Annotated in this window: 21 protein-coding genes and 1 pseudogene; 6 read left to right on the top strand and 16 right to left on the bottom strand. The window is 58.8% G+C overall.

Features of this window, described 5'->3' with window-relative positions; all coding sequences use genetic code 11:
* Positions 1 to 527: 527 nt before the first annotated feature.
* The 5 genes from CU102_RS10580 to CU102_RS10560 form a co-directional block, all read right to left on the bottom strand.
* Entirely contained in the window at positions 528 to 1,307 is a 780-nt protein-coding gene (locus CU102_RS10580) for a DUF4167 domain-containing protein (protein ID WP_106711042.1), read from the bottom strand.
* A gap of 286 nt (positions 1,308 to 1,593) precedes the next feature.
* Entirely contained in the window at positions 1,594 to 2,466 is an 873-nt protein-coding gene (gene prmC, locus CU102_RS10575; protein ID WP_106711041.1) for a peptide chain release factor N(5)-glutamine methyltransferase, read from the bottom strand.
* A 5-nt stretch (positions 2,467 to 2,471) separates the two neighbouring features.
* Positions 2,472 to 3,548 carry a peptide chain release factor 1 gene (gene prfA / locus CU102_RS10570; protein WP_106711040.1) on the bottom strand — a complete coding sequence of 359 codons (1,077 nt, stop codon included), beginning with the start codon at positions 3,546 to 3,548 and terminating at the stop codon, positions 2,472 to 2,474.
* A gap of 11 nt (positions 3,549 to 3,559) precedes the next feature.
* Positions 3,560 to 5,800, bottom strand: coding sequence for a phosphoenolpyruvate--protein phosphotransferase (ptsP, locus tag CU102_RS10565; RefSeq protein ID WP_106711077.1), 2,241 nt, complete (start codon positions 5,798 to 5,800; stop codon positions 3,560 to 3,562).
* Between the two features lie 144 nt (positions 5,801 to 5,944).
* On the bottom strand, positions 5,945 to 7,198 hold the full coding sequence (locus CU102_RS10560; RefSeq protein WP_106711039.1) for an aspartate kinase: 1,254 nt from the start codon (positions 7,196 to 7,198) through the stop codon (positions 5,945 to 5,947).
* A gap of 194 nt (positions 7,199 to 7,392) precedes the next feature.
* Here CU102_RS10560 and CU102_RS10555 point away from each other — a divergent pair, with 194 nt between their 5' ends.
* The gene (locus CU102_RS10555; RefSeq protein ID WP_106711038.1) at positions 7,393 to 8,772 is read left to right on the top strand and encodes a M20 family metallopeptidase; all 1,380 of its coding nucleotides are present in this window, start codon (positions 7,393 to 7,395) and stop codon (positions 8,770 to 8,772) included.
* Positions 8,773 to 9,153: 381 nt separating this feature from the next.
* Here the strand turns inward: CU102_RS10555 and CU102_RS10545 are convergent, their stop codons facing one another.
* Positions 9,154 to 9,414, bottom strand: coding sequence for a type II toxin-antitoxin system ParD family antitoxin (locus CU102_RS10545; RefSeq protein WP_106711037.1), 261 nt, complete (start codon positions 9,412 to 9,414; stop codon positions 9,154 to 9,156).
* 163 nt (positions 9,415 to 9,577) lie between these two features.
* Here CU102_RS10545 and ubiG point away from each other — a divergent pair, with 163 nt between their 5' ends.
* Complete coding sequence (gene ubiG / locus CU102_RS10540) at positions 9,578 to 10,321, top strand: bifunctional 2-polyprenyl-6-hydroxyphenol methylase/3-demethylubiquinol 3-O-methyltransferase UbiG (protein WP_106711036.1); 744 nt, start codon at positions 9,578 to 9,580, stop codon at positions 10,319 to 10,321.
* Here the strand turns inward: ubiG and CU102_RS10535 are convergent.
* The 5 genes and pseudogenes from CU102_RS10535 to CU102_RS10515 all read right to left on the bottom strand — a co-directional run bounded on the left by CU102_RS10535 (position 10,318) and on the right by CU102_RS10515 (position 13,680).
* Entirely contained in the window at positions 10,318 to 11,214 is an 897-nt protein-coding gene (locus tag CU102_RS10535; RefSeq protein ID WP_106711035.1) for a DMT family transporter, read from the bottom strand. The two genes, ubiG and CU102_RS10535, sit on opposite strands and share 4 nt — an antisense overlap.
* A gap of 65 nt (positions 11,215 to 11,279) precedes the next feature.
* Positions 11,280 to 11,693: a DUF1178 family protein gene (locus CU102_RS10530; protein WP_106711034.1), complete on the bottom strand. Its 414-nt coding sequence runs from the start codon at positions 11,691 to 11,693 to the stop codon at positions 11,280 to 11,282.
* Positions 11,690 to 12,556: a carbon-nitrogen hydrolase family protein gene (locus CU102_RS10525; protein WP_106711033.1), complete on the bottom strand. Its 867-nt coding sequence runs from the start codon at positions 12,554 to 12,556 to the stop codon at positions 11,690 to 11,692. The genes CU102_RS10530 and CU102_RS10525 overlap by 4 nt, the downstream gene beginning before the upstream one ends.
* Positions 12,557 to 12,566: 10 nt before the next feature.
* Positions 12,567 to 12,836: a glutaredoxin 3 gene (gene grxC / locus CU102_RS10520; protein ID WP_106711032.1), complete on the bottom strand. Its 270-nt coding sequence runs from the start codon at positions 12,834 to 12,836 to the stop codon at positions 12,567 to 12,569.
* A gap of 77 nt (positions 12,837 to 12,913) precedes the next feature.
* A pseudogene (locus tag CU102_RS10515) lies at positions 12,914 to 13,680 on the bottom strand (ComF family protein).
* Between the two features lie 63 nt (positions 13,681 to 13,743).
* Between CU102_RS10515 and CU102_RS10510 the strand changes: the two are divergent.
* Positions 13,744 to 14,634 carry a methyltransferase domain-containing protein gene (locus CU102_RS10510; RefSeq protein ID WP_106711030.1) on the top strand — a complete coding sequence of 297 codons (891 nt, stop codon included), beginning with the start codon at positions 13,744 to 13,746 and terminating at the stop codon, positions 14,632 to 14,634.
* A gap of 54 nt (positions 14,635 to 14,688) precedes the next feature.
* Here CU102_RS10510 and CU102_RS10505 read toward each other — a convergent pair whose 3' ends face one another.
* From CU102_RS10505 to CU102_RS10485, 5 genes are all read right to left on the bottom strand, one after another.
* Entirely contained in the window at positions 14,689 to 15,015 is a 327-nt protein-coding gene (locus CU102_RS10505; protein ID WP_106711029.1) for a hypothetical protein, read from the bottom strand.
* A 98-nt stretch (positions 15,016 to 15,113) separates the two neighbouring features.
* Positions 15,114 to 15,521 carry a (deoxy)nucleoside triphosphate pyrophosphohydrolase gene (locus tag CU102_RS10500; protein ID WP_106711028.1) on the bottom strand — a complete coding sequence of 136 codons (408 nt, stop codon included), beginning with the start codon at positions 15,519 to 15,521 and terminating at the stop codon, positions 15,114 to 15,116.
* A complete protein-coding gene (locus tag CU102_RS10495; protein WP_106711027.1) occupies positions 15,518 to 16,270 on the bottom strand; it encodes a GNAT family N-acetyltransferase in 753 nt (250 codons plus the stop codon). The genes CU102_RS10500 and CU102_RS10495 overlap by 4 nt, the downstream gene beginning before the upstream one ends.
* A 25-nt stretch (positions 16,271 to 16,295) precedes the next feature.
* Positions 16,296 to 17,537, bottom strand: coding sequence for a bifunctional glutamate N-acetyltransferase/amino-acid acetyltransferase ArgJ (gene argJ, locus CU102_RS10490; protein WP_106711026.1), 1,242 nt, complete (start codon positions 17,535 to 17,537; stop codon positions 16,296 to 16,298).
* An 83-nt stretch (positions 17,538 to 17,620) separates the two neighbouring features.
* Positions 17,621 to 18,538, bottom strand: a complete 918-nt coding sequence (locus CU102_RS10485) for a peptidylprolyl isomerase (RefSeq protein WP_106711025.1) — start codon at positions 18,536 to 18,538, stop codon at positions 17,621 to 17,623.
* Positions 18,539 to 18,815: 277 nt separating this feature from the next.
* Here CU102_RS10485 and secA point away from each other — a divergent pair, with 277 nt between their 5' ends.
* The 3 genes from secA to bspF all read left to right on the top strand — a co-directional run bounded on the left by secA (position 18,816) and on the right by bspF (position 24,479).
* A complete protein-coding gene (secA, locus tag CU102_RS10480; RefSeq protein ID WP_106711024.1) occupies positions 18,816 to 21,542 on the top strand; it encodes a preprotein translocase subunit SecA in 2,727 nt (908 codons plus the stop codon).
* Positions 21,543 to 21,670: 128 nt separating this feature from the next.
* Positions 21,671 to 23,104 carry a lipopolysaccharide biosynthesis protein gene (locus CU102_RS10475; RefSeq protein ID WP_106711076.1) on the top strand — a complete coding sequence of 478 codons (1,434 nt, stop codon included), beginning with the start codon at positions 21,671 to 21,673 and terminating at the stop codon, positions 23,102 to 23,104.
* Positions 23,105 to 23,192: 88 nt separating this feature from the next.
* Entirely contained in the window at positions 23,193 to 24,479 is a 1,287-nt protein-coding gene (gene bspF, locus CU102_RS10470) for a type IV secretion system effector crotonyl transferase BspF (RefSeq protein WP_106711023.1), read from the top strand.
* The last annotated feature ends 51 nt before the right edge of the window (positions 24,480 to 24,530 follow it).

Below are 24,530 nucleotides of genomic sequence, written 5' to 3'. Positions count from 1 at the left end.
CTTTGACGTATCCATACCAATTCGGATAATCTGGTCCACGGACGGTCTCCTTCGATTGAGCTTTCAACGAACTCATTCTGGCACATTTGATGCCGTTGGGAGCCGTCCACCCCAACACGGGAAGGACAGCCATAGGATAAGCGAGGTTTTCGAGACGTGGATAAATAGCCACGACTATTTTGATGCAAAGGCGCTGTGCGTGGGTCGACAAGCTCACCATGAGGGAAGTGGGTTTATTGCAGGGAGCAAGGGACAGCAAGGCTGGGTGCCTTTCGCGACACTAGCGAGGGACTGCAACGCTGATGCCAGTCAGGGCGCCACCAATTACAGTTCAGGCTGACAGCCTGTCGCGACGCCTCCAGTTATCGTGCAGCCCACCACTTCCCTGATGGTGAGCCTGTCGAACCACGCACAGCGCCTTGGCCAAAGTATTTGGCGCGCGAGAAAAGAGCCAACCCGAAAATGAATACGCCACCCGCAGGCTGCCCCGCGGGTGGCGCAATTTCGATCCATTCAGATCAATCAGATCAGACGTCGGACTCGACTGCCGCGCGACGCTTCTTCACTTCGGCAACAATGCTTGCCGGTGAGAGATCGTTCGCAGTATCCGGAGCGGTTGATGCAGCGGCATTTTCGTCTGCTACACGCGGCTCGCGTGGACGGGCAGGACGACGACCGCGCGGTGCGCGACGTGGCTTTGCTTCTGCAACGTCCTCGGCTGCTTCGGAACCGCTTTCAACAGCTTGAACTTCCGGCTGAGGCTGAGCCTGGCGCTGGCTTACCGTATCATCGTCATAGGCGACCTCGGCAGGAGTACCTTCGATGATGGGCTGTGGACCGCTGCCATTGATTGCCTGGTGCACCACACGTTCTGGCCGGTCACGACGGTCTGAACGCTCCTGACGCTCTTGGCGATCCTGACGCTCTGTGCGCTCTTGGCGCTCTTGGCGTTCCGGCTCGTTGCCGTTGTTGCCCTCGTCCTCGAAGCCGATATCCTCATCCTGATCGTCGCGATCATCGCGATCGTCGCGCTGATACTGGACAGGCGCCTGTGCCTGCGCAGCGAGAATGATTCGATTGTAATGTTCAGCGTGCTGGAGATAGTTTTCGGCTATCACCCGGTCGCCGCTGCTCTGTGCATCACGTGCAAGAGTGGTATATTTTTCGGCGATGTGCTGAGCATTTCCCCGAATTTTAACGTCGGGCCCGTTGCTCTCATAATTGCGGGAAAGTGGATTGGGACCTTTGCTGCGGTTATTGTTGTTACCGCGTCCGCGCATGCGCCTATTCTGCTGTACTGGCCTCATACTTATCTCTTTTCAGAAAATCAGGGGCGCTAATTGCTCACCGTTTGAGTCAAAAAGCTTCGCTTCTCAATTGCCGACCTGAAGCGCGCCCCGCGCTTCAATCGCATCCAAAGTTCATAAAACTTTTGTGCTTCCGCAAAAACCATTTCCCCAAAGCTATTTTCCGAGGGGAAATCAAACACCCGGAAATTTCCGTATCAATTGCTTGATAGGCAGAACCAGATTTGTTCGGTTTAAAGCGGTAAGGCGAAACTAGCCGTCTTCACGGCAAATTCCAAGCCTTTTTTCAATCTTTTTGCACTGACGCAAACAAAAGTGCCCTTTCGTGCCCGCCAATATCGTTCTGAACACCCTTCAGAACAAAATTTTCCGCCGCAAATATTGCCTCAATGTCAGCGCGTTGTCCAAAACCAATCTCCAATGCGACCGCACCGCCGGTTCTCAAATGATGCCGGGCATGTCCGGCAATGATTCGGTATGGGATGAGACCATCCGGTCCGCCATCCAGGGCCCTGATCGGGTCGTGTAGCACAACTTCGCGTTGCAATCCGGCTATCTCAAGCGACGGTATGTAGGGCGGATTAGAAACGATCAGATCATAGGCGCCGGTTACATTGGCAAACCAGTCCGACCTCAGGGCTGCGAACCGATGTGACACACCTGTCAAATGGGCATTGGTGCGCGCCGTATCAAGTGCGCCTGCAGAAACATCGACGCCAACGGCGCGCAACTCTTTGAACTGGTCAAGCAACGCCAGGGCAATTGCACCCGTGCCCGTGCCAAGGTCAATCAGATCAGCGACGCCATGTTCGGCAATGCGCTGGCGCAGGAACGGGATCACCAGTTCCACAAGCGCTTCCGTATCCGGACGAGGCTCCAGCGTGTCTTGAGACAAGGCAAGTTCGATGCCGAAAAAGGCGCGCTTGCCGATGATGCGATGCACCGATTCACCATTAATTCGCCGGCTAAGTATCTCGTTCAATCGCATCAGAACCACCTGTTCGATGGGACGATCAGGATTGCGGATCGCCTCAAGCCGGTCGTATCCAGTCACCCACTCAACCAGAAGGCGAGCATCAAGATCAGCTGTTTCAATTCCGGCGGCCGTCAGCCTGGCCCGCGCCTGCCTGTGAATGTCGGCAAGGCCATGCCCGGTCATGGCGATCAGAACCCTTCATTCATCTGCGCAAGGAGCGCCGTCTGGTAGTCGGAGATCAGCGCGCCGATGAGCTCGTCGAGGTCACCTTCCATGATGCGGTCGAGCTTATAGAGCGTCAGATTGATGCGGTGATCGGTCACGCGTCCCTGCGGAAAATTATAGGTGCGGATGCGCTCGGAGCGATCGCCTGAGCCGACCTGGCTGCGCCGCGCCTCCGAGCGATCGCTATCGGCCTTCTGCCGTTGCATGTCAAACAGCCGCGAGCGTAACACCTGCATGGCCCGAGCGCGGTTCTGGTGCTGCGACTTTTCCGCCTGCACGACGACGATGCCGGACGGGATGTGCGTGATGCGAACGGCTGAGTCCGTGGTGTTGACGTGCTGGCCGCCTGAGCCCGACGCACGCATCGTGTCGATGCGGATATCCTCGGCGCGGATATCGATGTCGATCTCCTCGGCCTCCGGCAGGACAGCCACGGTTGCAGCCGAGGTGTGGATACGGCCGCTCGCCTCGGTATCGGGCACGCGTTGCACCCGGTGGACGCCGGATTCGAACTTGAGCTTGGCGAAAACGCCCTTGCCCGAAACCATGGCGATGACTTCCTTGTAGCCGCCTGCTTCACCGTCACTGGCCGAGATCAGCTCGACGCGCCAGCCATTCCCTGCTGCGTAACGCTCATACATGCGGAACAGGTCGCCGCCGAACAGGGCCGCCTCCGAACCGCCGGTGCCGGCGCGGATTTCGAGAATGGCATTGCGCTCGTCGGCAACATCCTTCGGCAAGAGCAGGACCTGGATATCCTTTTCAAGCTCCTCGATACGCTCCCTGATCTCCGGCAATTCGGCTTCCGCAAGCTCGCGCATGTCCCTGTCGGTCGCTGCGTCGTCCAGCATGGACTTCAAATCGTCAGCTTCGTTGCGGGCGCTCGTCAGGTCGCGGATTTTGGCAACAACGGGCTCGAGTTCGGAATATTCCGAAGCGAGCTTCACATAGGTATCTGAATCGGGATTGCTCGCCATCTGCGTCTCCATCATGGAGAAACGCTTCAGCAGCTGATCCATACGATCCTGCGGAATGGACATAAGTTTAGCCTCTAGAGTGGGACGCCGGCTCGCTCTGCGAACTTGGTGAGAACGTGGCGCAACGAACCCGTTTCGCCGTGATTGTCGATCGCATCCTTCAACTGGGTGCTGAGCTCACCGATATCGAGCGTGCCGAGCATGGCCTTGACCGGGCCAATCGCAGCAGGTGACATGGAAATGGAGCGGAAACCGAGGCCGAGCAGGGCCATGGCCGAAAGCGGCTTGCCGGCCATCTCACCGCACAGCGTAACGTCGGTGTGGTTCCGCTCACCCGCCTCGGAGATCTGGCGTAGAACCCGCAGGAACGGCACCGAGAGATTGTCAAAGCGATTGGTGATCATCGAATTTCCGCGATCGACGGCCATGACGAATTGGAACAGGTCATTCGAGCCGACCGAAACGAAATCCACCACGGACATCAACTCGTCGAGCTGCCAGAGCAGCGATGGAACCTCGACCATCGCGCCGATCTTGACCCGAGTCGGCAGGTCATAGGCAAAGCGCGACAGGTGCTGAACCTCGCGATTGATGAGCTCGCTCGCCTTGCGCACTTCCGCCACTTCCGTGACCATCGGCAGCATCAGCCGCAGCTCCCGCCCGCCCGCTGCCTTGAGCAGAGCACGGACCTGAGTACGCAACAATCCCGGACGGTCAAGCGTCAGGCGGAGCGCACGCCAGCCCATGGCCGGGTTTTCCTCCTTCACATTGCTGCGAAAATAGGGAAGCACCTTGTCGCCGCCGATGTCGAGCGTGCGGAACGTCACCGGCCGGTCACCAGCGGCTTCCAGCACCGAACGATAAAGCCGCTCCTGCTGTTCGGCGCGCGGGAAGGTCGAGGCCACCATGAACTGCAATTCGGTACGGAATAGCCCGATACCGGCCGCGCCAGCTTCGGCCAGTTGCGGCAGGTCGACGAGCAGGCCAGCATTCATCAGCAGTGAAATGGAGATACCGTCCTTGCTCACGGATGGCTTGTCCCGCAATTCCCGGTACAGGGCCTGCCGCTTGGCGCGGAACCGCACCTTCTCCGAGTAAGCTGCTTCGACATCGGACTGCGGACGCAGATGAACCCGGCCATCATCGCCATCGACAATGACCGCATCATTGTTTTCCGCCATGGACACGACGCCCTTGACCTGACCGGCAACCGGAATGCCCATGGCACGCGCGACGATCACCACATGGCTTGTGGCAGCACCGTCCTCGAGCACCAGGCCGCGCAGTCGTTCGCGCGGATAGTCGAGCAGTTCCGCCGCGCCCATGGAGCGGGCGATGATCACCGCATCCTTGGCCAGTGAACCGGCCATGGTCTTGACATCGCGGCCCATCAGCTGGCGCAGCAGGCGGTTCGCTAGATCGTCGAAATCGCTCAGGCGTTCCCGCATATAGGGATCGGTCAGGTGCATCATGCGAGCACGGGTGTCGCTCTGTACCTTCTCCACGGCCGCTTCGGCGGTCAGGCCGTTGCGGATAGCCTCTTCGAGGCGGCGCACCCAGCCGGTATCATGCGCGAACATGCGGTAGGCCTCGAGCACCTCGCGGTGCTCGCCCTCGAATGCAACGTCGCGGCGCGACAGCATGTCGTCGATCGAGATGCGCAAGGAACCGAGCGAGCTTTCAAGCCGGTCGATTTCCGCATTGATGTCTTCATTGAAAAGATTGGTAACCACGATGCGTGGCTCGTGCAGCACGACGTGACCCAGCCCGACGCCATCATTGAACGCGCTGCCGCTGAAACTCATCGGCTTGCCGAGGTCGAGCTCGACGCCTGGACGCGCCAGCCGCGGGATTTCGCCGGCCGCCACCATTTCGGCGAGCACCATCGCGGTGGTCTCAAGCGCTTCGACCTCGTCCTCACGGTAGACGCGCTTGGTCCGGTTCTGGACGACGAGAACGCCAAGCGTGCGCCCTGCCCTAAGGATCGGCACGCCGAGGAAGGAATTGTAGATCTCTTCACCCGTCTCCGGCAGATAGGCGAAGGCCGGGTGGGTCTGGGCATCGGTGAGATTGAGCGGCCGTGCGCTCGCAGCGATGGTACCGACGAGACCTTGCCCGAGACGAAGTTGCGCCAGGTGAACGGCAGACGGGTTCAGGCCTTCGGTAGCATAGAGTTCGAGGACGCCATCGGAGCGCAGCACATAGAACGAGCACACTTCCGCAACCATGTTCTGCGCGATTTCGCGAACAATGCGGTCAAGCCTCTCCTGCGGCTCAAGGGCCTCCGCCATCAACTCGCGGAGACGCTTCAGCATGACACGAGGGCCACTTATCTGCTCGCGCGTGGGCACTTAGAGCCTTTCTCCATAACAATATTGGCAAGGCCGGAATGACCTCACCAAATCAGTCGATCCATCATGTCAGTCGGCGCACATGCCGACAAACAGAATCTCGTTTTGCTAATGCTTATCCAGACCGTAGACAGAATGCAAAGTGCGCACGGCAAGTTCCGCATAGGGGCCATCAATCAGGATGGAAATCTTGATTTCCGAGGTGGTGATGGCACGGATGTTGATCCCCTTGTCGGCAAGCGCACGGAAAGCCGTCGCGGCAACACCCGCATGACTGCGCATGCCGATGCCGATGACAGAGACTTTGACCATGCCAGCCTCCGACTGGATGACGTCGAAGCCGATATCTTCCTTGACCTTTTCGAGAACCACTAGCGCCTTGTCGAGGTCGCCGGAAGGCACTGTGAAGGTCATGTCGGTCTTCGATCCGTCCTCGGAAATATTCTGGACGATCATGTCGACGTTGATATGCGCCTCGGCCAACGGCCCGAAGATACCTGCGGAAATGCCGGGGCGGTCAGCAACGCGCCGCAACGAAATCTGGGCTTCGTCCTTGGCATAGGCAATTCCGGTGACAACCTGCTGTTCCACGATCTCTTCCTCGTCGCAAATAAGTGTTCCGGGCGGATTGATCAGATCACCCATGCCCGGCGCATCGGGGTCTTCAAAGCTGGACCTGACAAATGTGCGCACTTTGTGCACCATGGCAAGCTCGACGGACCGCACCTGCAGTACTTTGGCGCCAAGCGAGGCCATTTCAAGCATTTCTTCGAACGAGATGCGTGACAGGCGCCGCGCCTTCGGTTCGACGCGCGGATCCGTCGTGTAGACACCATCCACGTCGGTATAAATATCGCAGCGATCGGCTTTCACCGCAGCGGCGATCGCAACCGCACTGGTATCCGAACCACCGCGCCCGAGCGTGGAAATCCGGTTGTCCGGGCCGATGCCCTGGAAACCGGAAATGACGGCGACCTGCCCTTCCTGGAACCGCTCGATCAGGAATGAACCGTCAATCTCAAGGATCCGGGCTGCACCGTGCGCGTTGTCCGTCTGGATCGGTATCTGCCAGCCCTGCCACGAGCGGGCATGAATGCCCATTGACTGCAAGGCAATTGCAAGCAGACCTGCGGTCACCTGTTCACCGGAGGCGACGATGGCATCATATTCGCGGGCGTCATGCATCGGTGACGTCTGGCGTGTCCAGGCGACGAGTTCATTGGTCTTCCCGGCCATCGCGGAAACGACGACCGCCACCTCATGACCTGCGTCAACTTCACGTTTAACATGGCGGGCCACATTACGGATGCGGTCGATATCGGCCACCGAAGTGCCACCGAATTTCATCACAATGCGTGCCATGGGAAGGTACCGTTCTGGAAAGCCTAAAACTGTATCGGAAAAGGACTGTTTGAAATGAAGCGGCCCTTTGCCAAATGAATGCGGCCTCCATAACCAAATTATGACGTGACTGCAAGAACAGGGGGTGATTTGCGCCGAGGATTGTCCCTTCGCCCATGATTTCGAATGTTTGACTGGGGTGCTATGTTGAGGGAATGACGCGCGAGGCAGCCCTAGCGAGAGCACAGGCTTATTTTGATTCCGGTGCTTTTCGGGAGGATTTGGCACGTCGAGTGCGCATGCCGACCGAGAGTCAGAACCCTGACCGTGCGCCAATGCTCATCGATTATATCGAGACGGAGATCAAGCCGGCCTTCGTGGCGCTTGGCTTTAGCTGCCGCACATTGTTCGAGCGCGAATGGCCATTCCTTTTTGCCGAACGCATCGAGACGCCGGAACAGACCACGGTACTAGGCTACGGCCATGGTGATGTGATCCGCGGGCTGGATGACGGCTGGGAAGAAGGACTATCGCCTTGGGAGCTGATCGAGCGTAACGGCCGGTGGTACGGACGCGGCGTTGCTGACAACAAGGGCCAGCATTCGATCAACATCGGTGCGTTGCGAGCTGTGTTGGAGGCACGTGGCACGCTCGGGTTCAATGCCAAATTTATCATCGAAATGGGCGAAGAGAAGCTGTCGCCCGGCCTGCGCGAACTTGCCACCACTCACAGGGAATTGTTCCGGGCCGACGTTTTTATTGCGTCGGATGGGCCGCGGTTGTCGACCGGGCGGCCGACTGTCTTCCTCGGCTCTCGGGGTGCAATCAGCTTCGATGTCTGGATTGATGCGCGCAAGGGCGGGCACCATTCTGGCAATTGGGGTGGCCTCCTTTCCGATCCGGCTATTCAACTCGCACACGCACTGGCAAGCATCACCGGGCCGACGGGTCAGATTCACATTGCAGAGTGGCTCCCGAAGGGTATCCCGGACAGTGTCCGGCATGTTCTCGCCGACTGCGAAATGGACACCAGCGCCGATGAACCGAAGATTGACCCTGCCTGGGGCGAGCCTGGCCTAACGGCGGCAGAAAAGCTGTTCGCATGGAGTTCGTTCGCCGTGCTGGCTTTCGAGGCCGGCAATCCGAAGACACCCGTTGGTGCAATTCCTCCACGCGCCTGGGCCCGCTGCCAATTGCGTTTCGTCGTCGGGGTCGATGTCGCGGACGTGCTCCCCGCCCTTCGCCGCCATTTCGATCGCAATGGGTTCCAGAACGTACAGATTGCGCAAGCAGGCGATGAAGTTTTTTATGCAACACGGCTCGACCCGGAGCATCCCTGGGTCCGTTGGGCCGTGGACTCGATTTCTCGCACCACGGGTACGAAACCGGCGATCCTGCCAAACCTTGGAGGCTCCCTGCCCAATGACGTATTCTCGGACATCCTGCAACTTCCGACGATATGGGTGCCGCACTCCTATCCGGGGTGCTCGCAGCATGCACCAAACGAGCATCTTCCTCTCAGCATAGCACGCGAGGGCCTTGAACTGATGGCCGGGCTCTACTGGGATCTCGGCGAGCCGGGTGTCCCGGCATAGCGTTTTTATTATGACGAGAGGCTGCCGATGGTGGGCACTTCGCGCAAACGAGAGCAGGGTTACTCGAATCCGCGATCTTCCAGAACGTCCGCCGAGATGTTGCGGCCCGCCATAAAAAATGCCCAAAATCAGCACGGCATCCGATGTTACCGAGAAAGCGATGCTAGTACTACGCCTGTAGCCCACTATACGCACACCCTCCATGATGTCGTTACGAATTGTGCCGCGCTTTGGAAAGGCCGAAAAGCCAAGACAGAAGTCTTGAATCCCGGCCATGAACGACCGCGGCCTTTCCGGACTCGCGACGTCATGAATATAGTCGCGTAGTTCAACTAGCTCCTGCTCAGCCCGCGGGTGGAACAGGACCCTGTATTTCATTCCTCATTTTGCTTTCGAGGGACGAATCCGGGCCTCAAGGTTGGCGAAAACATGCTCTGCTGGAACAGCAAGTGCAGGATTCTCTCGAAGTTCCGTAAGCCGGTTGGGTATTTCTTTGCGCAACCAGCTTTCTCTGGCTTCCTCGTAGTCCTCGAGCATCCGCAACCCGGCCCGCACAACTTCACTGGCGTTGTTATAGCGACCGGATTCGAGCTGTTTCTTGATGAATTGTTCATAATGCTCGTTCAGTGCAATGCTTGTCATGGCGGACGGGCCCCGCGTCGGTTCCAATTGTAGAAATAATTCAGTCACTGACAATAGATACTAAAGGATAACAAAAGTTGATACAACGTATCGTCCCAAAATTCGGGCCTTGACATTCTTTGCCGGAAGAGGCCACTCGAAGCGCAACAATGAGGACAGGGCAATGGTGACCGCAGAACGCAGTACAATCGATGCCGCAGAAGTCGAGCGCTTTTCGCGCATGGCGGCAGAGTGGTGGAACCCGCAAGGCAAATTCCGCCCCCTGCACAAATTCAACCCCACACGTCTTGCCTACATCAAGGAAAAGGTCTGCGCCCACTACGGCATTGATCCGAACAGCCCAACCCCATTTGCCGGCCTGCGTCTGCTCGATATCGGCTGCGGCGGCGGCCTGCTCAGTGAACCCATGGCCCGACTCGGTGCCAGCGTCGTCGGCGCCGATGCCGGCGAAACCAACATCGAGGTTGCAAAGATTCACGCTGCGCAGAGCGGCCTCGCCATCGATTACCGTGCAACGACGGCGGAAGCATTGGCGGAAGCCGGAGAACAATTCGACATCGTGCTCAACATGGAAGTCGTCGAGCACGTCGCCGACGTCGAACTCTACATGTCCGCCTGTTCGCAAATGGTGAAACCGGGCGGCATGACCTTCGTCGCCACCATCAACCGGACATTGAAGGCCCTTGGCCTCGCCATCTTCGGTGCCGAGTATGTGCTGCGCTGGCTGCCGCGCGGAACGCACCAATATGACAAACTGGTTCGTCCCGAAGAACTCGAAACCGCGCTGACGCGCGCTGGACTTGATGTCGTGGAAAAGGTCGGCGTGACCTACAACCCGCTCGCCGACAGCTGGAACCGTTCCCGCGATACGGACGTCAACTACATGGTCCTGGCAACGAGGCCCTAAGCCGCCTTCGCTGCCATGCGCTGGGCTTTCGTGGTCATCAAAACGCCGATGGTAATGATGACAGCGCCAGCCCATGTCGCCACCTGATAGACCTCTCCCAGAAACAACGTCCCGGCGAGCAGCGCCACGGCCGCACCGACATAGCCGATCTGGCTGAGGTAGACTGGACCGCCAACGGCCTGAAGCCGGAAATACAGCGCAAACATGCAGGCCGACGCCACAACCTGGAAAAACACCAGCCATGGCACGCTACCCAGTGGCTCAACGGGAAATGTGCCGGTCATATAAAAAATGATCGGGATAAGCAGCAAGGCCGTCGTCAGGTGACTGCCGGCAGCAAGTTCGGTTGGGTCGGCACCTTCCGGCCAGTCAATGGTGCGATAAACGTTGCCCAAGGCGAGCAGCACAGGAATAAGCAGGCCAATGCCCACCCAGAGAGGATCGGCTGGCTGTCCAACCTGGCCCCGCGTGAATCCCACGAGAACTGCCCCGGCAAAGCCGACGAAAATGCCGAGAAGGCCGAGAAGATCGGGCCTGCGCATCTTGAAGAGAATCGAAAGCAGCAGGGTGAACACCGGCGATAGCGTATACATGATCCCCGTGTATCCCGAACCGAGATGCGGGATTGCCGACAGGGTCATCAGGTTGGGCACGGCATAGGAGATCAGTGCAGCAACGAGGTAGTAGCGCAGCATATGCGCATCGAAGCGAGGCCGCTTTCCCATTATGAGAAACGCCGCAAGCAGTACTGTACCGGCACCCGTTGAGATGATGAATGCCCATAGTGACGGCGCTATGCCCGCCGCGAATGCCAGCTTGCCGAATGGCAGCGTCAAACCGAGAAAAGTGCCCGTCAGGACGAGCAGCACGGCGGCAGAATTCAGAAATGACATGGAGAATCACCCGATGGGTTCAGTTCGGACTGAGTACCATAGAGATTGGCCTTATCCCCGCAAGATCAATTGTGGTCTTCCGGGAAGACCGGAAGCGGCATCACATCAACGCCGTCATCGAGCAGGGACTTGACCTCCTCGCCCGAGGCTTCGCCATAGATTCCGCGTTTCTCGACCTCGCCGAAATGGATCTTCCGGGCCTCCTCAGCAAAGTCGCTGCCGACATAATCGGCATTTTCGCGGACCTTCTTGGTCATTTCCTTGAGCTCGGTCACCATCTTGCTCATCGCAACGGCCATCTTTTCCTTTTGCCGCCCGGTGGTGACCGAAGGCGCCATCAGGGCCTTCTCGACCTTGTGCGAACCGCAAACCGGACACGTGACAAGCCGCTTTTCGGCTTGCGCGTCGAAGTCATCATTGTTTCGAAACCAGCCTTCAAAGTCGTGGTCGTGGTCACAATGAAGCGAGAACCGGATCATGATGCTGCTTCGAGGCGTGTCCTCTGGCCGTGATTTTCCACGACCAGTCCAAAGGGACGCGCATTCTTCAGGTTCGGCACCTTCGCCCGGGCAGCAGCGCTCAAGGCCGGATCGATATCCGCGACGATGACCGCCGGATCTGCATGATCGGCTTCGGCCAGCACTTCGCCCCATGGCGCGACAATCACCGAATGGCCGTGGGTCTCACGGCCGTCTTCGTGAACGCCACCCTGGGCGGCCGAGATCATGAATGCGCCATTCTCGATAGCGCGGGCGCGCTGCAGCACATGCCAATGCGCTTCGCCGGTCTGGCGCGTGAAGGCAGCAGGCGCCGTGATCACCGATGCGCCGGCCACGGCCTGGGCGCGGAACAATTGCGGGAAGCGGACATCATAGCAAATCGCAAATCCGAGCCGCGTGAAGGGAAGATCGATCACCACTGTGTCGGCGCCCGGCGCGTAGACAGCAGATTCGCGCCAGCTCTCGCCATTGTCGAGATCGACGTCGAACATGTGGATCTTGTCATAGCGGGTTAGAACCGAGCCATCCGGCCCAAAGAGGAAAGCGCGGTTGGCGATCTTGCCGTCGTCGCGGGCGATGGCGGTCGAGCCGATATGAAGATGAATTCCGTGCTTTGCCGCAAGTTCCGAAGCGGTGCGAACGATGACATCGTCGCTCTCGGCCTTCAGCACGTTCTGCAGCGACTTGCGATCGCGTTGCAGCGCACCGGTCATTTCCGGGGTCTGCACGTAGACGGCGCCCTTGCCGACCGCATCGGCGACATATCCGGCGAGATCGGCAGCATTGCGCCGCGGGTCTACGCCTGAGCGCATCTGGATGGCGGCTGCACGAAATGAACTCATGTCACAATCCTCAAACGAGTTCGCCGGTCTTCAATAAACTGTCGAGACGGCCCTGATTTTCCAGCGCATAGAGATCGTCGCAACCGCCTACATGCGTTGTGCCAATGAATATCTGCGGAAACGTCGTCCGGCCATTGGCGCGCGCCAGCATATCCTGCCGGACCGACGGCTCGATCGATGCATTGTGCTCGACAAAGCCCACGCCCTTTTCCGAAAGAAGGCCCTTGGCGGCTGTACAATAGCCGCAACCGTTACGCGTATAGATAGTCACATCGACCATTCGAATACTCCAGTTCGCCCTCTATATAGGCATCAAAACTTCAGGCGAAAAGACCCGTTCTTTGCGTGAGAACCACGTCACACAGACAATTCTTGCCCCAGAACCCGGCCAAAAGTGAGACATCAACCTTCGATGCGCCACCTCTCAGCAAGGCGCGCGATGCTGCCTTGACGGTTGCACCGGTTGTGTGGACGTCGTCGATCAAGAGAACGCTACGTCCGCGCACCTTGATCTCCTGTGCATCCGGCACCCTAAACGCGCCGCGCACATTGAGCGCACGCTCATTTGCGCCGAGGCCAACCTGCTGCCTGGTTTGCCTGACACGTTTCGGGGCATCCGGATCGAATGGCTTGCCGCTCAACCGCGCCAGATGACGGGCGAGTTCGGCCGATTGATTGAACCTGCGCAACCAGAACCGGCGCGCGTGCAGGGGCACCGGCACGATGATATCGCAATCGTTCAATAGTTCACTGCCGGCCCGCAGCATCCACCGCGCCATCCACGGTCCGAGGTCGGTGCGGTCATTGTATTTGAGACGGTGAACCATGTCGCGGATGACACCCTCATGCATGGCGACCGAACGGGCGCGGCGGAACGGCGGTGGATCGGCAATCGCCTCGGCAGACAAGATCTCAGCCCCTAGATCATGGCTGAACGGAATGCCGAGCACCGGGCAATAGGGCTTGTCGATAAAGCGCACTTTGGACCAGCAGCCGCCACACAGCGTTCCCGGCTCAGCGACGTGTCTGTCACAGCCTGCGCAAACCGGCGGAAACAGCGGCCGGAACAACTGATTGGTTGCTGCGCGCGTGAAGAGACGTGCAGTTGACCCGAGAGTTTTCATTGCAATTCGATCCAAGGCGACGCATCTACCTTAAAGAATATACATAGATCAGAGAAATTCGGAATGGATCAGCACCAGGTCTTCGACCGCAATCTACTGCTGGCAAGGCGCCTGCGCGCCCTCAAGCAGCATGGGAATTCCGCGGATTTCCTGCTTGCTCGCGCCGCCGACGATCTGGAAGAGCGCTTGTCCGCCGTCGAGCGCACATTTGATATTGCCGTCGACCTCGCCAGCCATACGGGGCTGGCGGCAGAGGCGCTGCAGCGATCTGGCAAGGCCGGCACGATCGTGCGTATTGAACAGGCGCGGCAGTTTCTGGGTAATGCGTTTCCGGCAATCGTCGCAGATGAAGAGATCCTTCCGCTCAAACCTGCAAGCATCGACCTGATCGTTTCGTTGCTCTCCCTGCACATGACCAACGACACGCCGGGTACGCTCTTGCAAATTCGCCGGGCACTGAAACCGGACGGCCTGTTTCTCGGTGCGATGGCCGGCGAAAACACGCTTGCCGAATTGCGTGAATGCCTACTTGCCGCCGAAAGCGAAATCTTCGGTGGAGCCTCGCCACGCGTCGCACCCTTTGCGGATGTTCGCGATGCCGGCGGACTACTGCAGCGCGCTGGCTTCACCCTGCCCGTGACCGATATAGAGACCTATACGGTGCGCTACGACTCGGCCTTCGCCCTGATGCGCGACCTGCGCGCCATGGGCATGCAAAACGCCCTCGTCGGTCGTTCGCGGCGGCCCATGACCCGGCACTTCTTCATGCGGGTCGCTGAAATTTACGCGGAACGCTTCAGCGATCCCGACGGCCGGGTCAGGGCGACTTTCTCGTTCATATGGATGTCCGGCTGGGCTGCGCACGAATCGCAGCAGAAACCGCTGAAACCGGGCTCGGCCAAAGCCTCGCTCGCGGATTTTCTCAAGGATGTGGAAACAGTCGAGAAGAAGTAGCCCTGAGCCCGCTCGAAAAGTCACTGCGGTGAGGCTCACCGCAGTGGAGTTTTCTCAGCAGTCGCCGGTCTTTGAGCCGTCATTGTCGATAATGCAGACAGCATTCGGTGACCGCTGCAGCACGCTGCGGCGAACCGTATAGGTCGACGGCGCCGGATCGGCCCTCTGGATCGAACCCGTGGCCATCTCGTCGATGGAGCGCCCGGTCGAATAGTCGACCACGGCTTGCGAACCGCGATCGGCAAGCGGCGCGATAATGAGGGCGAGTGCAATTGCTGCTGACCCGAACAGGAGCGTGATCCGCAACAGGCCCATCCCTGCGCCTGCAAGAGTTCTCGCAAGCGACAACTCACCGTCGCGATAATCGTTATTACGCCCCATGCCCCACCTGAAATACGTATTCAGAATTCTCTAAAAGTCGCTCAATCAGGTGAAGGAGTCATTAACAATTGGGAAAGAATGCAGTTTCCGGTTGAAACTCACAGGAGATCGATCAGGAAGGGAATGAGCGGGATATCCGCCGGCGGCATCGGATAGTCGCGCATGTCTTTCGGCTTCACCCATTTCAGCGTCTGACCTTCCATCGGACGCGGGATGCCTTCATAACGCCTGCAGATGAACAAAGGCATCAGGAGATGGAAGGTCTCATAGGTATGGCTGGCGAAAGTCAGCGGTGCGAGACAGTCCGGTTTGACCGTGATCCCCAACTCTTCGTGCAGTTCGCGGATCAGGCTTTCCTCGGGCGTTTCACCCGGATCGACCTTGCCGCCCGGGAATTCCCAGAGACCGGCAAGCGACTTGCCCTCCGGACGCTGCGTCAGCAGCACCCGGCCATCGGTATCGACCAGCGCACATGCGGTCACAAGCAGGATAGGATGCGCGCTCATGTGCCGGGCGCCTGCCTGTAAGCATAACGATACGCTTCGCGGAAACCCATGTGTTCGTACAGCTTGATGGCACCGGTGTTGGCGATTTCGACCTGTAGCCACGTCTTTTTGGCGCCGTGTTGCATGGCCCACTTCAATGCTGACTTGATGATGGTGCGGCCCAGCCCGGCGCGACGCCGGTTTTCCGCAGTCCCGATGTTGAACAACCCGGCAAGTGTGCCGTCATGCACGCAAATCGCGGTCGAGACCGGCACCGAACCCTCTTCGATGACGAACAGACCCTTGGACGGCCGGATGGCATTGATGACCTCGAACAGGCCTGGCTTGAGCGCGGAACTCTCACCCTGCACCTGCAATGCCGCATCAATGAACCGGCCGATATCCTTCAATGGTATCTGGTCGAGTGCGTTGGACAGATCGACTTGGGCGAGATCCGCAGTCATGACCATGGATTCGTCGAAACGTGCCCAGCCCTGGTTTTCCAGGTAGTCGTCGAGCGCCTTGGGGGCGAGTGGCGATAGCCGGAAAACCGGTGGCCTGCCATAGGCACGGAACCGTTGGGCGGCGCGTTCGACCCGCTGTTCCATATTGTCGGTATCGCCGGGATCGAGCGGATTGACGGAGTTCAGCCGCTTGGATGGGTGGCTCGCGGTCATGCGGATGGCCCAGCTTCCGTCATAGTGGACAGAGGAAGCCGGCCATGCCCGGAATCCGACCGCCTCAATCTGCCTGATCTGCGCTAACTGCATGCGTGATCCTTCGAAAGAGAATGGTTCAGCTGCGATAGTCGCCGTTGATCGCCACATATTCCTTGGTCAGGTCGCAGGTCCACACCGTTGCCTTGCCTTTGCCGAGACCAATATCGACGCGGATCTTGATGTCATCGTTCTTCATATAGGCAGATGTCGCTTCTTCCGAATAGTCCGGATCGCGTTCGCCGTCGCGCGCAACGCGGATGTCGCCGAACCAGATAGCCAGACGGTCGCGGTCCGCTGGCTCGCCGGCCTTGCCGACAGCCATGACGATACGGCCCCAATTGGCGTCCTCGCCAGCAGCAGCAGTCTTGACCAGCGGTGAATTGGCAATCGACAATGCGATGCGCTTGGCCGAGCGCGCAGACGTTGCGCCCGTCACGGTAATTTCCAGCATCTTGCGCGCGCCTTCGCCGTCACGCACTACCTGCAAGGCGAGGCTTTTCAACACGCGATCGAGCGCTTTGCTGAAGTCCTTCAGCCGTTTGTCCTTGAGCTTTGTCACCCGCTCAGCCCCGCGCTCGGCCGCCGATCCGGTTGCAAACAGCAGCAGCGTATCGGACGTGGACGTATCGCTGTCGACGGTTACCGAATTGAAGCTCTTGCCGACCGACTTCGACAGCAGCTTTTGCAGGACATCCGATTCGATCGGCGCGTCCGTGACGACAAAGGACAGCATCGTCGCCATGTCCGGCGCGATCATTCCGGCGCCCTTGGCGATTCCGTTGATCGTCACCGGAACCCCGCCTAAAAGCACGGTTTCCGTCGCGAACTTCGGAAATGTATCGGTCGTCATGATGGCGCCGGCGGCTTCCTGCCAGCGCTCCGGCAGCGCTGCCTTGGTCATGTCTCCAAGGAGATGGTTGAACTTTCCGGCATCGAGCGGCTCGCCGATGACGCCCGTCGAAGCGAGAAAAACTTCACCCGGCTTGCAACCCGCAGCCTTTGCCGCCGCAGCTGCCGTCATCCTGGTCGATTCCCGGCCCTTCTTGCCCGTAAAGGCGTTGGCATTGCCGGAATTGACGACGACGGCCCGCGCTTTGCCGCCCGCCAGGCTTTCGCGGCAAAAATCAACCGCAGCCGAGGGACATTTCGACTTCGTGAACACGCCGGCGACCGCCGCTGGCTTGTCGAAGACGATCATCAGCACGTCGGTCCGGCCCTTGTATTTGATACCGGCCTCGGCCGTCGCGATCCTTACTCCGCGAATTTCCGGCATTGCCGGATAATGTTTCGGTGCCAGAGGGGAGACGGCTGTCGACATCGGTTACCTCGAAAGAATGCTTCGCAACGTTGGGCGTGGATATGAAAGAAAAGGCCCGGCATCAATGCCGGGCCTTCGCAAGATTACTGCTGTGCTTCGGTGGCGGCCTTGATCGCCTTTTCCGTTTCCGGATCGGTGAACTCTACCTTCAGATCGCCACGGTCCTTCTTGACCAGCTCCATATAACGCTCACGGATAAGGATCGACTTCACCTGCTCCTTGACCTGGTCGAATGCCGGCGGCTGCTGAACGCGCTTGTCTTCCAGCTTGATGATATGGAAGCCGAACTGGGTCTGCACCGGCTCCTTGGTGTATTTGCCGATCTCGAGCGCCGTGGCGGCCTTTTCGAATTCCGGCACCATCTGGCCCGGGCCGAAGTAGCCCAGATCACCGCCCTGCGCGGCCGACCCATCGGTCGACTTTTCCTTGGCGACTTCCTCGAAGGATGCGCCGCCATCGAGCTGCTTGATGATTGCTTCGGCTTCTTCCTTGGTCTTCACCAGGATATGGCGTGCACGCACCTCATTCTGGGGAGGCATGGCCGCGATTTCCTTGTCGTAGCGGGCGCGGATATCGGCGTCGGTGATCTTGTCGACAACCTGCTGCTTGAAGTAGTCATTGTGCAGGGCGCGATCCCGCAGGAACTGCATGCGGGCCTTGAATTCCGGTGTCTGGTCCAGCTTCTCGGCCTCGGCCTTGGCTGCCAGCGACTTGATGTCGATGATCGCAGTCAAAGCGGCCAAACGCCGCTGGTCGTCAGGCAAGCGTGCAAACTGCGGGTCGAGGTCTGCGGAAATCTGGTCGACGTCCTTGACTGTGATCTTGGCGCCGTTGATCGTGGCGAGCACCTTATCAGGATCTACCGGGGCAGCTGCAGGGGCGGCCGGAGCGGGCTTGGCAGCATCCGTTTTGCCGGCGTCCTGGGCCATTGCCACAGAGGAAATACCGGTCAAAAATACAGCAGCAGTCATAAATGAAAGGGTTTTGCGCAATTGGTTCATGGGTCAATTTCTCCTTGGGAGGACCGGTACGGGCTATGATTACGGCAGAATTTTGCCATGAAGGAGCGATCAACTGCTTAGCGCTTCTACATTGACATCATTCGAGCCCCCTCTTATCTGTCCATCGGCTTTGCGTCCAGATAGCTTGGTAACAGATAAGCTAGGTCGTAAACTCATTATAGGATCGACAATGGCGCCTTTTCAGGCATTTTCATGCCAGGCATCGGATGCCTCAATGCCGGGCTATCCTGGCAAAACGAATTAGAGAGGACCAGGGATGGTCAGTTTCGGCGGCCTCGCCCGCAAGATTTTCGGCTCCTCCAATGAGCGCCGCGTCAAGAGCTTCAAACCCCGCGTTGATGCGATCAATGCGCTTGAAGCAGAAATTTCATCGCTTACCGACGAGCAACTGAAAGCGAAGACTGCCGAATTTCGTGCAAGTCTCGCCGAGGGAACGAAGCTCGATGATCTGCTCGTTCCGGCTTTCGCCGTCGTACGCGAGGCGGCCAAGCGCGTTCTTGGTATGCGCCCCTTCGACGTGCAGCTCATCGGCGGCATGGTCCTGCACAATGGCGGGATCTCGGAAATGCGCACCGGTGAAGGCAAGACGCTGGTTGCAACCTTGCCGGTCTATCTCAATGCGCTTGAAAGCAAAGGCGTCCATGTCGTCACAGTCAACGACTATCTCGCCACCCGCGATGCGCACTGGATGGGGCAGATCTACAATTTCCTCGGCCTGACCTACGGCATCATCGTCCATGGTCTCGACGACGAGGAACGCGCCGCCGCCTACAATGCCGACATCACCTATGCCACCAACAATGAGCTGGGCTTCGATTATCTGCGCGACAACATGAAGTATGAACGCGCGCAGATGGTACAGCGGCCGCATAACTATGCGATCGTCGACGAAGTCGACTCGATCCTGGTCGATGAAGCGCGCACGCCGCTGATCATTTCCGGTCCGCTGGACGATCGTTCCGACTTCTACAATCTCATCGATACGTTCATCCTGCCATTGGCGCCCGAAGATTACGAAATCGACGAGAAGCAGAAGACCGCGATTTTCACCGAGGAAGGCACCGAAAAGCTGGAGAACCTGCTCAAGGAAGCGGGTCATCTCAAGGGCGAGGGCCTTTACGACATCGAGAACGTTGCCGTCGTTCATCACGTCAACAACGCGCTGCGGGCCCACAAGCTTTTCCAGAAGGACAAGGACTACATTGTCCGCAATGACGAGATCGTCATCATCGACGAATTCACCGGCCGCATGATGCCTGGCCGCCGCTTCTCGGAAGGCCTGCATCAGGCGCTCGAGGCGAAGGAGCATGTGACGATCCAGCCGGAAAACCAGACGCTGGCTTCGATCACCTTCCAGAACTATTTCCGCATGTACAAGAAGCTCGCCGGCATGACCGGCACGGCCTCGACTGAAGCGGAAGAATTCGGCAACATTTACGGCCTCGAAGTCACGGAAATTCCGACCAATCTGCCCGTTCAGCGTTTGGACGAGGATGATGAGGTCTACCGGACTGCCGAGGAAAAATACAAGGCGATCATTCGCGATATCCGCGATGCAAGCGCCAAGGGCCAGCCGATTCTGGTCGGCACCACATCGATCGAGAAGTCGGAACAGCTTGCCGAACGCCTTCGCAAGGAAGGCTTCAAGGACTTCCAGGTTCTCAACGCCCGCTACCACGAACAGGAAGCCTACATCGTGGCACAGGCAGGCGTTCCGGGCGCCATCACCATTGCTACGAACATGGCCGGCCGCGGTACCGACATCCAGCTCGGCGGCAATCTGGACATGCGCATCAAGCAAGAGCTTGACGACATGCCGGATGGCGACGAGCGCAAGGCCAAGGAAGTTGCCATTCGTGAGGATATTGCCCGCCTGAAGGAAAAGGCGCTTGCCGCCGGCGGCCTCTACGTCCTTGCCACCGAACGGCATGAAAGCCGCCGCATCGACAACCAGCTGCGCGGCCGTTCCGGTCGTCAGGGCGACCCCGGCCGTTCGAAGTTCTTCCTGTCGCTGCAGGACGACCTGATGCGCATCTTCGGCTCCGAGCGCATGGACGGCATGCTGCAGAAGCTTGGCCTCAAGGAAGACGAGGCCATCGTCCATCCCTGGATCAACAAAGCGCTGGAGAAGGCTCAGAAGAAGGTCGAAGCGCGCAACTTCGATATCCGCAAGAACCTTCTGAAATATGATGACGTGATGAATGATCAGCGCAAGGTGATCTTCGAACAGCGCATCGAGCTGATGGACAGTACATCCTTGAGCGAAACCACCAAGGAAATGCGCGAGGACGTGATCGACGACCTGATCTCGCGTCATACGCCGGAAGGTGCGTACGCCGAGCAGTGGAACATCAAGCAGCTCGACGAGGATGTCCGCAACATTCTCAATCTCGACCTGCCTGTTACAGAATGGGCTCTCGAAGACGGCATCACGCCGGATGACATCCGCGAACGCCTGACCGAGAACGTCGAGAAAGCGGCCGCCGATCGCGCAGAACGCTTCGGGCCCGAGATCATGGCCTATGTCGAGAAGTCGGTCATTCTGCAGACGCTCGACGCCTTGTGGCGTGAACATCTCGTCAATCTCGATCATCTGCGCTCTGTCGTCGGCTTCCGCGGCTACGCGCAGCGCGATCCGCTGAACGAGTACAAGACCGAAGGCTTCGAGCTGTTCCAGACGATGCTGGTGAACCTGCGCCAGAACGTGACGACACAGCTGATGCGTGTCGAGCTCGTCCGGGAAGCAGCAAGTGCCCCCGAACCGGCGCTGCCGGTCATGGAAGCCCATCATATCGATGGCTTTACCGGCGAAGACGATTTCGGCGAAGGCAGCTTGGTCGCGGTGCAGGAGGATCTGCGCGTCGTTGACCCTGCAGATCGCGATCCCAACAATCCTCGCACCTGGGGCAAGATTGGCCGCAACGAGGCCTGCCCCTGCGGCTCCGGCAAGAAATACAAGCACTGCCACGGCGCTTTCGTTTGATTATCCAAAAGGCCGCGTGCACAACGCGGCCTTTTCTCTTGTTCCAGCAGCACGCCCGTTGACTTTTCGAACCGTTTCTAAAGGTTTACGGATTATGGGTCGAGCATTGGAAACGAGTGGAGCTGCCCTTGCGATTTTCTGCGGCGAGAACTGCAGACCGGTTTTTGCCGGATAGACTGTCACAGCCGCTTCGTCCCTGGCTCCTTCGCCTGGATCAGGTGCTCGACGGGTCAACGGAACACGCTGTTGCGCAACGGGTTTCCCTGATCGCTTTCCTCGTGCGCATCGTCAGTGCAGCAATCGCTCTTGTTTCCCAGGTCATCTTCGCGCGCTGGATGGGCCAGTTTGAATACGGCATCTTCGTCCTGGTATGGGTAACGGTCGTCATTCTCGGCAACCTGTCGTGCCTTGGTTTTCAGACCACCGTCATCCGGTTTGTGCCCGAATACCTCGAACGCCAGCAACTCGATCATCTGCGCGGTATCCTGTTTACCAGCAAGGCGTTCGCCCTCACTCTGACGACCTGCATCGCGATGACCGGCGCGGGTCTGGTCTATTATTTCCGCGACGGAATTGAACCCTACTATGTCGCACCCTTCATCATTGGCTTCATCTGCCTGCCGATGATTGCGCTCGGTGACACACTAGACGGGACTGCCAGGTCGCGGTCCTGGGCACTTGTCGCCCTGACCCCCACCTATATCATCCGCCCGGTTCTTACCCTGGTCGTGATGAGTATAGCCCACGTCGCAGGATTGCCTCCGACCGCCGTGGTCGCAGTCGTATCGGCAATCATCGCGACCTATGCGACCACACTGCTGCAATTGTTTGTCGTCAACCACCGGTTCAAGGCGGTCGTGGTCCCCGGAGCCAGGCAGATCCGCTTTGGCGAATGGTTCTCCGTCTCGCTGCCGATCTTCCTGGTCGAGGGATTTTTCTTCCTGCTGACCAATGCCGACGTTCTGATGGTTGGCCGCTACCTGGAACCGGACAAGGTAGCGACCTATTTCGCGACCGTGAAACTGCTTGCGCTCGTGCATTTCGTCTATTTCTCCGTCAAGGCCGGTGCCGCACAGCGCTATTCGGAACTGATGCACACCCATGACCATGACCAGCTGGCGCAATTTGCACGGGACACCGCGCGCTGGACCTTCTGGCCCTCGCTGGCGATGGCGATTGTCCTCCTCCTTCTCGGCAAACCATTGCTTTACCTGTTCGGCGCCCAGTTCACCGACGGCTATCCACTGCTGTTCATTCTGGTGATCGGCGTCGTCGCCCGCGCTTCGGTCGGCCCGGCGGAGAGCCTGCTGAATATGGCCGGCAAGCAGAAAATCTGCGCGACGGTCTATGCTGTCACACTGATTGTTAACATCTGTCTCAGCATTCTGCTGATACCGGTCTATGGTCTGGCAGGTGCCGCATGCGCGACAGCCTTCTCCATGGTGTTTGAGGCGATGACGCTGGCGGTGACCGTCTACAAGTGTCTGAACATCAACATGTTCGTATTTGCCGGCAGGACGAGTGCAAGACCTGCAGCGCATAACCCCGAAAATCTTCTTTGATTTTTGGTAAGGATTATACGCCATTAAAAGTGTTACTGCGTCCTTTGTGAGTCCCAAGGGACGCACGGCGCAGTAAGGAAGAAATCTGATGGCAGCCATACCGCTTCTCGAAGAATTGGCCGGAGGCCCCTCGGCGCAGATCCTTGCGCAACTTTCGGGATTCGATGCGTCACCCGATGCGGCCAAGCAGATTGAGGAATCCCTTGGCAATCGCGGCGTCCCGCGCAAACTGTCCGTCTATTCGGCCTCCGCCGGCTTCGAGCTGCTGCAGGAACTGGACTATCTGACTTACCGGACGGTCGAGCCCAATATCTTCTTCAATCCGCGCTTCCTGGCACCCGCCATGCCCCGTCTCGACGACCGGCAGGTCCGTTTCATGGTGATGCGCGATGAGAACGACATCAAGAGCCGTCTGCGCTTCCTCATGCCCTATACGATCGAGCGGCCGGGCTTCACCGTATCGGCATCGATCATCCGCGCCTGGGCGACACCCTTCGGGCCGCAGGGAACGCCGCTCATCGACCGCGATGACCCGATGGGCGTGCTCAATGACCTCTTCAATATGCTGGCACGCAAACATCTCAAACTTCCCGAAATCCTGGTATTACCGGACATGCTGCTGAACCGCACGGCGGCACAGCTCATCCGCACCGTTGCAATGGATCGCGATCTTCCGTTGATGACGGTGAACCAGGTCGAGCGCCCCTTCCTCGAAAGCGAAAAGGAAGGCGAGGACTATCTGGGCGAGGCTATCGGCACCCGCCACGCCAAGGAATATCGCCGGTTGTGGCGGCGTCTTTCCGACAAGGGCAAGCTGACCTACAGGGTGAGCCGCAGCGAAGACGATATCCGCGTCAAGCTGGAAGAGTTTCTTGCGCTTGAAGCCAGCGGCTGGAAGGGTCAGCGCGGTTCGGCGATGGCCGTCGACCGTTTTCGGGCCGCCTTCGCCCGCGAGGCCGTCAACAACCTCGCCGCCCGCGATCTGGCCCGCATCCACACGCTCGAACTTGACGGCAAGACCATTGCCGTCCTGGTCGTCTTCGTCGAAGCGGGGGAGGCATGGACCTGGAAGACCGCCTATGACGAGAGCCTTGCGGCCTATTCGCCCGGCGTTCTCCTGATGATCGAGATGCTGAAGAACCATCTGGATGATCCGAACATCGATCGAACCGACTCCTGCGCCGTGCCAGACCATCCGGTGGCCTCGCGCCTCTTTCAGGAGCGTGAATCGATCGGCACACTGGTGATCGGGTTGACGCCGGCCGCCGATCGCGCGGCGCGGCAGGCCGCATCACAACTTCACCTCTACCGGCGAACCCAGAATTTCGCGCGCATTGTCCGCGAACGGCTGCGGGACCTGACGCGGCGCAAGTAAACTTTTCGCGAATTTGCGCCTGACCGGGCCGGACGTGATAGGCTGTCCTGT

Origin of the sequence: Phyllobacterium brassicacearum, assembly GCF_003010955.1 — a bacterium.
GTDB lineage: Bacteria > Pseudomonadota > Alphaproteobacteria > Rhizobiales > Rhizobiaceae > Phyllobacterium > Phyllobacterium brassicacearum.
This window is presented reverse-complemented; position numbering and strand designations above follow the sequence as displayed.

What these genes read in the sequence shown, in the direction of transcription:
- CU102_RS10580 (WP_106711042.1), bottom strand. Translation starts at nt 1,307, where the DNA reads ATGAGGCCAGTACAGCAGAATAGGCGCATGCGCGGACGCGGTAACAAC.
- prmC (WP_106711041.1), bottom strand. Translation starts at nt 2,466, where the DNA reads ATGACCGGGCATGGCCTTGCCGACATTCACAGGCAGGCGCGGGCCAGG.
- prfA (WP_106711040.1), bottom strand. Translation starts at nt 3,548, where the DNA reads ATGTCCATTCCGCAGGATCGTATGGATCAGCTGCTGAAGCGTTTCTCC.
- ptsP (WP_106711077.1), bottom strand. Translation starts at nt 5,800, where the DNA reads ATGCTGAAGCGTCTCCGCGAGTTGATGGCGGAGGCCCTTGAGCCGCAG.
- CU102_RS10560 (WP_106711039.1), bottom strand. Translation starts at nt 7,198, where the DNA reads ATGGCACGCATTGTGATGAAATTCGGTGGCACTTCGGTGGCCGATATC.
- CU102_RS10555 (WP_106711038.1), top strand. Translation starts at nt 7,393, where the DNA reads ATGACGCGCGAGGCAGCCCTAGCGAGAGCACAGGCTTATTTTGATTCC.
- CU102_RS10545 (WP_106711037.1), bottom strand. Translation starts at nt 9,414, where the DNA reads ATGACAAGCATTGCACTGAACGAGCATTATGAACAATTCATCAAGAAA.
- ubiG (WP_106711036.1), top strand. Translation starts at nt 9,578, where the DNA reads ATGGTGACCGCAGAACGCAGTACAATCGATGCCGCAGAAGTCGAGCGC.
- CU102_RS10535 (WP_106711035.1), bottom strand. Translation starts at nt 11,214, where the DNA reads ATGTCATTTCTGAATTCTGCCGCCGTGCTGCTCGTCCTGACGGGCACT.
- CU102_RS10530 (WP_106711034.1), bottom strand. Translation starts at nt 11,693, where the DNA reads ATGATCCGGTTCTCGCTTCATTGTGACCACGACCACGACTTTGAAGGC.
- CU102_RS10525 (WP_106711033.1), bottom strand. Translation starts at nt 12,556, where the DNA reads ATGAGTTCATTTCGTGCAGCCGCCATCCAGATGCGCTCAGGCGTAGAC.
- grxC (WP_106711032.1), bottom strand. Translation starts at nt 12,836, where the DNA reads ATGGTCGATGTGACTATCTATACGCGTAACGGTTGCGGCTATTGTACA.
- CU102_RS10510 (WP_106711030.1), top strand. Translation starts at nt 13,744, where the DNA reads ATGGATCAGCACCAGGTCTTCGACCGCAATCTACTGCTGGCAAGGCGC.
- CU102_RS10505 (WP_106711029.1), bottom strand. Translation starts at nt 15,015, where the DNA reads ATGGGGCGTAATAACGATTATCGCGACGGTGAGTTGTCGCTTGCGAGA.
- CU102_RS10500 (WP_106711028.1), bottom strand. Translation starts at nt 15,521, where the DNA reads ATGAGCGCGCATCCTATCCTGCTTGTGACCGCATGTGCGCTGGTCGAT.
- CU102_RS10495 (WP_106711027.1), bottom strand. Translation starts at nt 16,270, where the DNA reads ATGCAGTTAGCGCAGATCAGGCAGATTGAGGCGGTCGGATTCCGGGCA.
- argJ (WP_106711026.1), bottom strand. Translation starts at nt 17,537, where the DNA reads ATGTCGACAGCCGTCTCCCCTCTGGCACCGAAACATTATCCGGCAATG.
- CU102_RS10485 (WP_106711025.1), bottom strand. Translation starts at nt 18,538, where the DNA reads ATGAACCAATTGCGCAAAACCCTTTCATTTATGACTGCTGCTGTATTT.
- secA (WP_106711024.1), top strand. Translation starts at nt 18,816, where the DNA reads ATGGTCAGTTTCGGCGGCCTCGCCCGCAAGATTTTCGGCTCCTCCAAT.
- bspF (WP_106711023.1), top strand. Translation starts at nt 23,193, where the DNA reads ATGGCAGCCATACCGCTTCTCGAAGAATTGGCCGGAGGCCCCTCGGCG.